At 53.5% G+C, this 12,083-nt stretch carries 7 protein-coding genes, 3 pseudogenes and 1 other annotated feature; of the genes and pseudogenes, 5 read left to right on the forward strand and 5 right to left on the reverse strand.

Annotated elements, in window-relative coordinates; all coding sequences use genetic code 11:
- Window positions 1-26: 26 nt before the first annotated feature.
- The 4 genes and pseudogenes from AC4ANE_RS13180 to AC4ANE_RS13195 all read right to left on the reverse strand — a co-directional run.
- Window positions 27-2,603, reverse strand: a pseudogene (locus tag AC4ANE_RS13180) (toxin VasX); the annotation flags it as partial.
- Window positions 2,593-3,474 carry a DUF4123 domain-containing protein gene (locus tag AC4ANE_RS13185; RefSeq protein ID WP_031596007.1) on the reverse strand — a complete coding sequence of 294 codons (882 nt, stop codon included), beginning with the start codon at window positions 3,472-3,474 and terminating at the stop codon, window positions 2,593-2,595. The gene AC4ANE_RS13185 and the pseudogene AC4ANE_RS13180, both read right to left, overlap by 11 nt.
- Window positions 3,471-5,504 carry a type VI secretion system Vgr family protein gene (locus tag AC4ANE_RS13190; protein ID WP_031596001.1) on the reverse strand — a complete coding sequence of 678 codons (2,034 nt, stop codon included), beginning with the start codon at window positions 5,502-5,504 and terminating at the stop codon, window positions 3,471-3,473. The genes AC4ANE_RS13185 and AC4ANE_RS13190 overlap by 4 nt, the downstream gene beginning before the upstream one ends.
- A gap of 69 nt (window positions 5,505-5,573) precedes the next feature.
- Window positions 5,574-6,092: an Hcp family type VI secretion system effector gene (locus AC4ANE_RS13195; protein ID WP_005759943.1), complete on the reverse strand. Its 519-nt coding sequence runs from the start codon at window positions 6,090-6,092 to the stop codon at window positions 5,574-5,576.
- Between the two features lie 601 nt (window positions 6,093-6,693).
- Here AC4ANE_RS13195 and tssA point away from each other — a divergent pair.
- Window positions 6,694-8,085 (forward strand): annotated as a pseudogene (tssA, locus tag AC4ANE_RS13200) (type VI secretion system protein TssA); the annotation flags it as partial.
- 44 nt (window positions 8,086-8,129) lie between these two features.
- Here tssA and AC4ANE_RS13205 read toward each other — a convergent pair.
- A protein-coding gene (locus tag AC4ANE_RS13205; RefSeq protein WP_095178853.1) for an IS3-like element IS51 family transposase occupies window positions 8,130-9,352 on the reverse strand; the annotation gives its coding sequence in 2 pieces (ribosomal slippage) (window positions 8,130-9,067 and window positions 9,067-9,352; 1,224 coding nt in all).
- Window positions 8,958-9,074, reverse strand: a sequence feature (AL1L pseudoknot). (Overlaps the previous gene by 117 nt.)
- A 42-nt stretch (window positions 9,353-9,394) precedes the next feature.
- Here AC4ANE_RS13205 and AC4ANE_RS13210 point away from each other — a divergent pair.
- The 4 genes and pseudogenes from AC4ANE_RS13210 to tssE form a co-directional block, all read left to right on the forward strand.
- A pseudogene (locus AC4ANE_RS13210) lies at window positions 9,395-9,559 on the forward strand (type VI secretion system protein TssA); the annotation flags it as partial.
- Window positions 9,560-9,590: 31 nt separating this feature from the next.
- Window positions 9,591-10,091, forward strand: coding sequence for a type VI secretion system contractile sheath small subunit (gene tssB, locus AC4ANE_RS13215; protein ID WP_002553522.1), 501 nt, complete (start codon window positions 9,591-9,593; stop codon window positions 10,089-10,091).
- Between the two features lie 28 nt (window positions 10,092-10,119).
- Entirely contained in the window at window positions 10,120-11,595 is a 1,476-nt protein-coding gene (tssC, locus tag AC4ANE_RS13220; protein WP_002553523.1) for a type VI secretion system contractile sheath large subunit, read from the forward strand.
- An 8-nt stretch (window positions 11,596-11,603) separates the two neighbouring features.
- Window positions 11,604-12,011, forward strand: coding sequence for a type VI secretion system baseplate subunit TssE (tssE, locus tag AC4ANE_RS13225; protein ID WP_002553524.1), 408 nt, complete (start codon window positions 11,604-11,606; stop codon window positions 12,009-12,011).
- Window positions 12,012-12,083: the final 72 nt, after the last annotated feature.

Here is a 12,083-nt window from a genome sequence, read left to right on the forward strand (position 1 = left end):
AACACAAAAAAACTGATACTCCCAATTGAGGCACTGCCTGCTCCCATCATGAGCACTGATGCAAATTTTACCTGCATCGCTATCCTCTCTTCGGAAGTCTTGGCTTGCGTTAGGTCATTTTGGATATCCAAGACTTCTAAAGCAGCAGCCGCTATCCCAAACCCACCCATCGCCACCATCGAAACCCTGAACCCACGTATTGCATTACCCCACGTCGCATTTCCCTTGGTTTTCCAATACGCACTGGACCTGTCCAGAATTGCCACATTCTTGCCGTCAATCAGCTCCGGCGTCGCATCCCTTATTACGCTCCACGGCGCTTCAACAAACACCGCCATCAACAGATTGAAGCTGTAACCCAGTCCATACGTGACCTTGCCAATATCCTTGGCACTGAAGTCTCCATCACGAGTAACGTCCCGGTAAGTGAGCGCGGTATTGATGAAGTTGAGCATGATCACACCCCAGGTGATCGAGCCCGCAGTGCCGCCGAGTCGGTCGGTCCAGCGTTTGGCTTGGGCCAGCCAGTCCTTGGCCAGGGTTTTGCCGGACTGGAAGTACTGGCGAATCTCGTCCTGCAGTAATTTGGCGTATTCGTTGTTCTGGAAGTCGAGCAGAGCGGGGATGCTCAGTTCGTGGACGCGCAGTTTCTGTTTATGGGCGTGCAGGTTGCGAGCGGTGCTTTGGCGTGTGTTGTAGGCATTCGGATAGAGCCACCGGCGACGGGTATCGCTGATCTGCTTGTTGAGGACCTGCCATTCGCGGGTCCACTGTTTGAGCTTGGTGAATACCTGTTGATCGACTGCGATGCGTGCCGTCGAACCAAGCAAAATCTGGCCAATCAACAGGGTGCGAAGCAACGCGACGATGTTCTGCTGTTTGCCCAGGGCCATGCGGCTGTCGATGGGTACCCAGGCCAGCAGGATGCTCTCAAGCGTCGTTTTACCTGCGCCGCTGGCCAGTTCGCCGAGGGCTTTGAAGGTGCCCTGAACGGGTTGCTTCAGCGCCTTCATCCACGGTTTGTCGGCAAAGCCCTGGTGATTGAGAGCACCATTGAGTTCGCCAATGCGCGTGGCTAGGTTAGTGACGTCGCCGAGGCCGTTCAATAGCGCGTCGGCCTCTTGGTGCAACGCCTGTTTGAGCGCGGGTGAGAAGCCGTAGCGCAAGGTACCAAACAGCGTGCTGGCGTTGGCTTCCTGCTCGGCCAGCCAGGTGGTGGCTGCGCTGTCCTGGGCGTAAATGATCTGCAGGTTGAGCATGATCGTTTGCAGGTACAGCAGCTGTGTTGGACGGGTGGTATCGATAAACAGCTTGAGCGGGTCTGTGCCGATATGTGTTGCCCAGAGCTGAAAATCGCGTTGAGTGTCACGCACCTGTTGCAGCAGTGCGTCTCCGCTTGGCAGATGCTGTTGAAGATACTGACGCGCGCTGCCCAGATCGACTTCGCGTCGCCATTTGTGGCGATCTTTCCAGGTCTGTGCGGCCTCTTCAGTAGGGGCGCTGCCGTAACGTGCTTCGATCGATTTGCGCATGTCCAGGCTCTTGAACATGTCCGGCAGCAGTAGAAAATCTCCGGGAACGTTGCTGCTGCTGATCTGTGCCTCTTCAAGGATGCATTGCTCGAAGTACGCTTCGACCTCGCTCAGGTACTGGTGCGTGCGAGCCGCATTGCCGCGCACCGACGCTGGCAGTTTTTGCGGGTCGCTCTCGGCACCACACAGTCCGGAGACAGTCTGGGCGATCTGGATCTTGTGTTCGTGCTCGGCTTGCCAGTCGCGAAAAGCCGCCTGATCAGCGGCCAGTTGCATGCCCAGATCATTGAAAACGGCCAGCGGGTCATCAAGGGCGATGAGCAGGGAACTGTCCTGATCGTCGACGCTGCCTTGCCAAAAAACATCAGCACCCAGTGGTGCCCATAACGGATGTGTTTCGGCGTCTTCCGACAGCGGGCGAGCAGTGGGGATCGCCGAGTCAGCGAAACGGCCGTCGTCGGCAACATGGCCCTTGTCGATGTCCGCCACGGCCTCGGCGATACGGTTCAACGGCAGGGTGTCCGGCTCGGCCATGGTGATGCAGTAGCTGGCCAGATCCAGCGCTTTCATCCACAGCGCACGGCTTGGGGCGCTGGAGCGCATATGCTCGCAAACTCGCCATGTCCATTGCTGCGGGGAAAAGGCGATGTGCAGTGTGTTACGTCGCGGGTAGAGCAGAAAGGGCTTGCCATCACTGGCGCCACTTCGCTGGTCATTGCCGATCTGCGCGTCCGTCCAGACAATGCGGCTCAGATGGCCGTTGTTTGCTGAGGCGACATATTCATGCAGCGTCCCGGCCGTTTCGTCGAACACATAGACGTAGCCATCGTACAGCTGGCGAAGGGTGTAGCTGCGTGTTTTCAGTGTCGGCATCAGCGCCCATTTGCCCTGTTTCGGCAACGGCTTCAGTTGCTCCGGCGCGGCGTCGTAGCGGGAGCGATCCAGCGCGTAGCGCACCGGCACGATGGCGACGTTCGGTCCTCTGAAAGGACAAAGGCTGGTGGCCGTCGCCGGAGTCTTGGGGAACAGTGCGGCGCGTCGTTGCTGGTGTGTGCCGTGTTTATCGGTCATGCGGGGCATCCCTGTCGTTACGGACTTTTTGACGGTGTTCATCAAGCGCGGCTATGCGCAGTTCCGGGGCCAGGTGCTGATGCTCGGGGTATAAAGTCTGCCAGGAGGTGTAGTGACCTTGTGGCGAGTTGATGAAATCCAGACCCCAGTCGTGGCAGATGTCGGCCCATGTCGCTAATGCGTATTCACTGATAAGTCCCCACGAGAGCCCGCTGTCCAAAGCTTGATTCAGCCAGCTTTCGATCTGATCATCACTTTGCTTCACGAAGGCTTGCGGATCGTGAGCCTTGACCCAGTCATGAATGCGTTCTTCGAACAGCCATCGATAACAGCTTTCAAAGGCTTTCAACTGCGGATCGCCTAGCAGAGTGAAGCCCTGCTGAGAGGTTTGTTGCGGACGTTGATTAACAAATGTGGTGATGGTTGAGCCGAGACTATGCTGCCAACTGCGTAAAGGGGATTGGACCCACAATTGATCTATAGGCCCCTGCGTCAGGCTCAACTGTTCAGCCCCGTAGCTGGATAGCCAGTAATGCATCACCAGCGGATCTGCAAAGCGCAGCAGACTTGAGTTACCCAGGTAATCGACCGGGTTCATAAACTGCTGCAAATGCGCCGAGACGATTTTCAAAGGCGCATCGCTGAAAAAAATGCAGCCGTCGGCCCGCTGTTCAGTATGTTGGTGCCACTCTTCTATCAGTCTGGATGGATAAGGTGCGTGTACAAGTATCGGCCCTAGATCCATGACGCCTGCCCAACGTGTGCCCAGATACAGCGGAACGATCTCAAGATGCTCGTCACGCTGATAAAGCTGCTTTACGGCCTCAGACCGCAACATGCCATCAACCAGCAGATAATTGGCCTGATTCATTTGTTTGCCTTCTCGGCTGCTTGTGCGCATTCCTCACAAAATGGCGTGCGTTTTATCGCCTGTGTCTGTGCGGGAACCAGCATTTCACCTGAATCGCCCCCATCTGGCTGTACTGCCAGATCTGGCAAGAGCGGGGCCGCCTCCGAGCCTTTCCCAGGACTGCCTCCTGAGTTGAGCTTCACTTGCGATCCGCTGACCGTCACGCCGCCGGCGTCGATTTTGATAAAAGAGCCACCGGCTTTGAAGGTGATCTCCAGCCCTGCTTCGATGATCAGCTTGTTACCGGCCTTGAGATGAATTTCCTGCCCGGCGTGTGCCAGTAACCCATCAACTACCCTGATGTGCTGTGTTCCACCCACCGTCAGGTGATCGTCCGCTTTGACTTCGGTCAGCCGGTTGCCATCGACAGTGCAATGCTCCTCAGCCTTGAACTCGCTGTAGCTGTTGCCCTCGACCCGGTCGTGTCGCTCATGACCGACTCTTATTTTCTGCTCGTGCTCGATGTTTTGGTCCCAGTCGCGCTGTGCATGGATGTAGATATGCTCCTGACCAGCCCGGTCTTCGATGCGTAGTTCGTTGGAGCCATTGCCGCCGGGGCTGCTCAGGGTTCTGAACACGCTGCGCGTCTGATGCGCAGGCAAGTCGTAGGGCGGGATGTGTTCGGCGTGGTACAGGCAACCGCTGATCAATGGCTGGTCAGGGTCGCCCTCCAGAAACGTCACCAGCACTTCCATGCCGACCCGCGGAATGGTCATGCCACCGTAGCGATTACCAGCCCAACTGGACGACACGCGCAGCCAGCAACTGCTCTTGTCATCGCCGCTGCCTTCACGATCCCAATGAAACTGCACCTTGACTCGGCCATGCCGGTCGCAGTGAATTTCCTGATCTTTCGGGCCAGTAACCACTGCAGTCTGACTGCCGAATATTCTCGGTTTGGGATGATGCAGAGGCGGGCGATACAAGGCCTGCCAGGGGGTAGCGAAAAAGGTATTGCGATAGCCCTGTTGAAAGTTGTCAGGGCTCTGGATTTTATGTGCGGACTCTTCAAGAACCTGAGGCTGGCGACCCTCGTGACGCACCTCAGTGAGCAACCACCGATCATTCCAGTCCTCGTTGGGGTGTCCATCCAATGGCAGAAAATGACCGCTGACCAAGCGAGGCTGATCGCTTTGACCTTCGCCCAGCCGGTAATCATGGCGGTGGCGTTCAAGGGCTCGATTCGCCCGTTGCAGACCCTGATCACGGTGGGTGAAACCGCCAGGGTAGTCATAGTCCTCAAGATCAGGCTGCGCCTCGATATGCGCCGACCCTTCCATGTTAAGACGCGGTTTTTCAAAGTGATAATCACGGCGAGCGGTGCGGTTGGCGCGGGTTTCCAGGCGCAGCTTGAAACGCTTGATGACCGGCTCATCGGCCACCAGACCATTGTCCCGGCGATAAAACACCGAATCGAGTTTCGCAAACACCGTCTGGTCATCGCCAAACACCAGTTGATGCGCTGTGGGGCTGTGCTCAAAGTGATAGTGCAGACCTTCCTCTTCGCACAGTCTCTGGACGAAGTGCAGATCCGACTCGTTGTACTGCACGCAGTATTCCCGTTCGGCGTATGTCGTGCCGAGTTCGAAGCGGTAGGCATTGGCCAGCAAGTGATGTTCTTCCAGTATCTGCGCGATGATCTGCGACACTGTGCGATTCTGGAAAATACGCTGATTGGTGCGATGCCCGAGCCGGGCCAGATGCGGGCGCAGGGTTATCGAATAGTGCGTGAGACGCCTGCCGGAGTCGCCTTGAGATACCTGATCAATCAAGCCGTGAATGCCCCCACCGTCAGGCACGAACTGCAGAAATGCAGGACGATTCAGCAGGTCTTCAAGGTCCAGCGCCGTGCGCTCGCTGACCAGCTCAAGCGTAAAGCAGAAGGGCTGGTTGATAGCTTCATGGCCGGTAAATGAAAGGATTTGAAAGTCATGCTCAAGGCCGTCGACGCTCAGGCTGAAGTAAGGTCGATCAGCGGGGTTCAGCGTCATATGGACCACCGTGCCTAGCCGGTTTATGAAAACCCCCGCCGATCCTGTCGGACCGACGGAGCAGTGGAGTTATGCCGACTTTGGGCTTCTCCAGTCATCAGATCCGGTAGTAGTGGCCTTTACGTGATCCCAGGTTATTTTGCGATAGCTGAATTGAACGTCCTCCAGGTGTCCAAAGTGTGAGTTCTTCGGATCCTGGCAGTTGTGCATATAGGACTTGATGTTGACGATGACCGCATCCTCAAGGGTGGTGGTGTAATAGTGTTCCTGCTTGCCATCGATAGACGTCCGGTACCACTTGATTTCGACTTTGCTCAGTGTTGAGCCTGAGCAAAGGGCCTCCAGAAGCAATGGCGAGGTTTTGTCGAAAATTTTTGTGACACAGGCAGGCCCATGAATGCGTTGGCCAGTAGGCTGACCTGACTGCGTATCACAGGGTGTAATAATGTTATGGCTGAATGCCTGGATGATCGCTTCATCTTCATGGCCTTCCTGATAGACGTTACCGACAGAGTCTGCTGTGAAAGCTCCTGCTGTCAGCGTTTTTTGATTGGCGTCTATGACAGTCATATAGGCGGGTGTAGGCATTAACGTTCTTCCTTACAGTCGATGGTACCTCACAAGCGAATCGGCTTGGAGATCGAAGCATTGCTATAACAAGTTACGTGCCAGGTATCTCTTAAGTCAGTAATGTCAGCTGGTTTGGCCATTTACAGGATATGCAGAAGACGCTTGTAGTGAGTTTTCTTCGAGTAAATTGTGCAGGCTTTTGCGCACCGTTATCATTTTTTTTGCGCAGCTTTCCAAGCTGCTATCTGAAAATATTAATATTTTCATATCTGGTCTTTCTGTGTGGAAAGTCACATTTTTCGCACGTTCTCCTGACAAGATTTTTGGCCGTTCAGTAGTCCCTTTCGGTGAATTTTAGACCGAATATATCTGTGAGTTCTGATACGCATATAGCAGCGTATCCGGTCAATGGATAATTAAAGCTATAAATATTTTGGTACATAAATTAATTGCTTCCTACATATTTGCTCTGCTCGGGTGTAAGAATTTTCCGAAAGTTTAATATCTTTCAGGTGTCACCTTGCTTGCTGGTTTTTATGAAGATAAGGTTTGCCTGGTTTTATGAGTAGCTGGAAAAGCTTTTCACAATGAAGTGTACGCTATGTGGGGTGTATGAGCAGTGGCAGGTAAAGACAAGCTCTCCATTCTATATCTGGATCTGGCTCGGCACCCTGTAGCTGCGGACGATTACGCAGGCGAAGACATTCGTTTTTCTACGATGTTTGAAGTCTTGGAGCGTGAGCTGGGCTGTACGCAGGCCGTTTTCGGGGAAGTAAATGTAGACTGGCTGCGGATCAGAGAGGGCTGTGAACATATTCTTTCAAACCAGTCCAAAGACCTGCGCGTCGCCAGCTGGCTGGCCTGGGCTCTATATGAATGCGAGTCTGTCAGCGGATTAGCTGCGGGCCTGGGGTTGATTCATTATTTGTGCAAAGAGCGTTGGCTGCTCTTTCATCCCAGAAAGTTACGAACACGTTCGGCGAGCATGCAATGGCTCTTGCTGAAACTTGAAAAGGCACTGGGAGAAGATATTTCCATTACTCACCAGCTTCCTGAGTTCCAGCAACTGCTCAGGCAGCTTGATGGCCTGGATGAAATATTTAATCTGTATCTGGGAAGTGACGCCCCGTTGCTGCTGCCGTTGCGAAGACGGCTCGCCCGTATGATTCAGCGTGCTGAGCAGGTTGAGCAAGAGCCTGTCAAGGTGGTGGAGCGCGTCAAGCAGGCTGCGGTTCAGTTATTTTCAAGTGACTCCGACATTGACAACGAGAGAGATGCGCAGCGGGCTTTAAGTATGCAAGAGAACTCCGTACGCAGCCTTTGCAGATGGTGGCTCAAGCAAAAAACTACAGATCTGCGGGCTTTTCGCCTTGGTCGCTCGCAGGTCTGGTATGCGGTGGATAGTCTTCCTGAAAGAAATAGTGAGAAAATAACGCAGTTAAGGAGATTGCCCGCTGACAAACTGAGTAATTACCAAGAGCGATTCGAACAGGGTCTTTACGCAGACCTCATTGTAGACCTTGAAGCAAGTCTTGCAGGCTCGCCTTTTTGGTTTGATGGTCAGCGAATGGTCTGGAACTGTCTGAAAGCCTTGGGTGGCGAAGCGGCAATGCGCGAGGTGGAGGTTCAATTTGCTTTACTTTTAAAGCGCATTCCAGACCTTGTTGAACTTCGCTTTCATGATGGTGTGCCGTTTGCAGACGAGGAGACGTTACAGTGGATCGCCGCTCATATCCTGGTTCCTGAAGTTCATGTCAGTAATGCGCGTGGCAGCGAAAGTCAGCATGACGCCTTAGAACAAAGCTCGTTGTATCACGATGCACTGCCGGTTTTGCAGAAAAAAGGACTGAAGGCCGCTGTGCGATTGGTGAATGATCATTTGAAAGGCGTGGAGGGCGGGCGAGAGCGATTTTTCTGCAAGCTATGCATCGCACGTCTCTGTATAGATGCAAAAAAATACGAGTTGGCGAAGGTTCAACTTGAGCACCTTGATCAAGAACTTCAAACAGCAGGGTTTGAACCGCCCCGGGTTTCTCGGAGACCCTTTTGTTTGAGTCATGCCACCTGGGCAGACTCGGTGAGTTGCTGATAATAGATTGCTTCTGCTTCGACCGGTGGAATATGACCGATTGGCTCCAGCAGGCGGCGGTGATTGAACCAGTCCACCCATTTCAGGGTTTCCAGCTCCACCGCCCCCCGTGTGGGCCAAGAGCGTCGATGAATCACTTCAGCCTTGTAAAGACCATTGATGGTCTCAGCCAAAGCATTGTCGTAAGAGTCACCGACACTCCCGACCGATGGCTCAATACCGGCTTCGACAAGACGCTCGGTATAGCGAATGGACACGTACTGCACGCCACGGTCACTGTGGTGAATGAGTCCACCCTGCTTGACTGGGCGACGGGCGTAAAGGGCTTGCTCCAGTGCATCGAGTACAAAATCGGTACGCGCTGAACTGGACACCTTCCAACCGACGATGAATCGGGCAAAGACATCAATGATGAAGGCCACGTAAACAAAACCCTGCCAGGTACTGACGTAGGTAAAGTCCGATACCCATAGGGCGTTCGGGCACTCAGCCACAAACTGACGGTTGACATGATCCTGCGGGCACGGCCTGGCTTGGTCGCTGACCGTCGTCTTGACGGGCTTGCCGCGTACCACGCCTTGCAGGCCCAGCTCTCCCATCAGACGTTGCACCGTACAGCGGGCGACTTGCAGTCCGTCACGCAGCAATTGTCGCCAGACCTTGCGCACGCCATATACCTGGAAGTGCTCATCCCAGACTCGCTGGATGTGCTCACCCAGTTCCTGGTCACGCTGCGCACGCGCTGACTGCTGGCTGGGGTCAGCCTGCTGAGCAGCGTACCGGTAGTACGTCGACGGGGCGATTGGCAACACCTTGCAAATCGGCTCGACCCCGTAAGACTGGCGGTTTTCATCAATAAACGTCTTCATCGTTTGAATGGGCGGTCGAGCTCCGCCTGGGCAAAATAGGCTGAGGCCTTACGCAAGATCTCGTTAGCTTGACGCAACTGACGGTTCTCACGCTCCAAGAGCTTGACTCGCTCACGTTCGACTGTGCTCAGCCCATCACGCTGGCCGCTGTTGCGCTCAGATTGGCGAACCCACAGCCGTAATGTCTCGGGCGTGCAGCCGATCTTGGGGGCAATGGCACTGATGGTGGCCCACTGCGACTCGTACTCAGGAAGGTGTTCGAAAACCATCCTGATGGCCCGCTCACGGACCTCTGGGGAATACTTCGGTAGTTTTTTCATCGCTCCATCCTCTCAAAGGTTGGAGTCTCCGAGAAACCCGGGGCGGTTCAGTTGCCGGCATGGGAACCCACGGTCTTCCTGGATGTGTCGCGCTTGTTATACAGCTGTTACGAGCGCATTGCTCTGAACGAAAAGGCAGTAGCGCGCAAAGAAGTAATTTACCAGAGGTTGTGTCATCACGACCTTGAGCGGTTTATTGATAGCTAATGCACAGTTGAATGAATTGAGGGGAAATGAGATGGCCAGAGAAGGCTCTGTAGCGCCCAAAGAACGGATTAACGTGACGTTCAAACCTGCTGTTGGTGGCGCACAGGAAGAAATAGAGCTGCCGCTGAAGTTGCTGGTTCTTGGCGATTTCATACAACGCGCGGACGAGCGAAAGCTTGAGGACCGTAAATCAATCAGTATCGACAAGAATAATTTCGATGATGTGTTGGCGAAACAGGAGCTTGAACTGGTACTGAATATACCTGACCGCTTGCAGGCTGATAGCGGGGCTGACGAGCTGACTGTCAGCATCAAGGTCTCTTCGATGAAAGACTTCAACCCTGCCAGTCTCGTCGAACAGATTCCGGAGCTTAAAAAACTGATGGAGCTCCGCAACGCCCTAATGGCGCTCAAGGGGCCGCTGGGGAACATGCCTTCTTTTCGCAAGGCCATCGAGCATGTCATTACGGATGAAACGTCGCGTAAGAACGTGCTGGATGAGCTTGGCCTGGATGTCGCGTCGCAACGGTAATGTCGGATTTATTGTCAGGAATTAATATATGAACACAAAAGCCATACCGCAGCGCGACGTAAATGAGCTTCACCATGGAATTCTCGATCAGATTATTGCGCATACCCGATTAGAGCCTTGTGACGACGCCTATGGCATTGCCAAACGAGGGGTGGCTGCATTTATTGAAGAGTTGCTGAAGCCGCGTAATAACAACGAACCGGTCAAAAAAGCGCTGGTTGACCGGATGATTACCGAGATTGACGTCAAGCTGAGTCGCCAGATGGACGAGATCATCCATCATGTAGAATTTCAGGCATTGGAAGCTTCATGGCGTGGGTTGCAGTTACTGATTGATCGAACCGATTTTCGTGAAAATATAAAAATCGAGTTATTAAGCGTTTCCAAACAGGATCTTCTAGAGGATTTCGAAGATTCACCTGAAGTTGTTCAGTCGGGCCTCTATAAACACGTCTACACCGCTGAGTACGGCCAGTTTGGCGGTAATCCCGTTGGCGCAATCATCGCCAATTATTTTTTCTCGCCAAGCGCCCCTGATGTCAAAACCATGCAATACGTTTCAAGCGTTGCCTGTATGGCGCATGCACCTTTCATCGCTGCTGCGGGTGCCAATTTTTTCGGGCTTGAGCAGTTCACCGGTCTGCCTGACCTCAAGGATCTGAGCGATCATTTCGAAGGGCCGCAGTTCGCCAAATGGCAGAGCTTCCGGCAGCAAGAAGACGCTCGGTATCTTGCCTTGACCGTGCCGCGTTTCCTGCTGCGCAGTCCTTACGAGCCAGAGGAAAACCCGGTAAAAACGTTTGCCTACAAGGAAAACGTTGCGAATAGCCACGAGCACTATCTATGGGGAAATACGGCCTATGCATTTGCGACGAAGCTGACAGACAGTTTTGCCAAATTTCGTTGGTGTCCCAACATCATCGGGCCACTGAGTGGTGGTGCGGTGGAAGACCTTCCCTTGCACCGATTCCACAGCATGGGTGAAATCGAGACAAAGATTCCGACGGAGGTCCTGGTCTCTGATCGCCGAGAGTATGAACTCGCAGAAGAGGGGTTTATCGCGCTGACCATGCGCAAAGGAAGCGATAACGCCGCGTTCTTTTCCGCGAGTTCGGTGCAAAAGCCCAAGTTCTTTGGCAACCATTCGGATGGCAAAATAGCCGAGCTTAATTACAGACTGGGGACCCAACTGCCCTACATGATGATTGTCAACCGCCTCGCGCACTACCTCAAGGTGTTGCAGCGAGAGCAGATCGGGTCCTGGAAAGAGCGAGCGGATCTGGAGAGTCAACTTAATAAATGGATTCGCCAGTACATTGCAGATCAGGAAAACCCGAGCGCGGAAGTGCGAGGAAGACGCCCGTTACGCTCAGCGCAAATTATTGTTAGCGACGTTGAAGGTGATCCTGGCTGGTACCGTGTCAGTTTGAATATCCGTCCTCATTTCAAATATATGGGGGCTGATTTTACTCTGTCGCTGGTCGGGAAAATGGAAAAGGAATAGGTGACGCCATGAGAGGCCTCGGTAGTCTTTTTGAACGCCTTGCCGAAGTGAGGTTACAGCCGCCAGGCTTTTCTGAGGAAGAACAGTTAACGGCATCGATAGCGACACATTTGTCGAACATGCTTGGCGCTCGTGCAGGAAGCGTGAAAATGCTACCTGATTATGGCTTGCCTGACTTGAATGACATGAGCATGAGCGCTCACGATATATTGAGGCAATCCCGAGTGGCGATCGAGAAAGCTGTCAGGCTCTATGAGCCCCGCTTGTCAGAGGTTTACGTCATGTCTGAAGGGCACTCGGAAAATAGGCTGACACTGCAATTTTTTATTGATGCAATTTTAAAAGCTGACGGCATTAAAAAGGCTGTTCGGTTTTCCGCAACTGTCAGCGAAGCCGGAAGGGTAAGGGTGAGTTGACTATGCCAAGTGATTCTCGCGAATCGGTTGTTTCCTATTTCTTTACATAAACTCCGTTATTTATTCATAAAA

The sequence above is a fragment of the Pseudomonas sp. Pme6b genome, from assembly GCF_058129925.1.